The organism is Tetzosporium hominis (assembly GCF_002265435.1).
GTDB classification, from domain to species: Bacteria; Bacillota; Bacilli; order Bacillales_A; family Planococcaceae; genus Chryseomicrobium; species Chryseomicrobium hominis.
This window is the reverse complement of record NZ_NOKQ01000349.1, coordinates 1-263: the sequence shown is the minus strand read 5'-3', so window position 1 is coordinate 263 and position 263 is coordinate 1. Positions and strand designations below refer to the sequence as shown.

The window sequence follows — 263 nt, the reverse complement described above, 5'->3', positions numbered from 1 at the left end:
TCTTCAAAACAATTACTACAAATTAATTGTTTTGAAGGCTTTTTTGATTTGATAGTATTACTTTTTTAAATAGTAAAAATAGGGTATGTATTACTAGTAAACTTTTCAATTACAATGATTAAAGGAGAGATTATATGGAGACGGTTCAATTTTATAACGGAAGAACAATGCCGAAAATAGGGCTCGGAACTTATAGAGTAAAAGATGGCGATGAATGTAGAGAATCTGTAAAATATGCTATCGAACAAGGTTATAGAAGTATA

The 263-nt window shown here is 28.5% G+C and carries 1 pseudogene; it reads left to right on the top strand.

Features of this window, described 5'->3' with window-relative positions:
• Positions 1–134 precede the first annotated feature (134 nt).
• Positions 135–263 (top strand): annotated as a pseudogene (locus tag CF394_RS15255) (aldo/keto reductase); the annotation flags it as partial.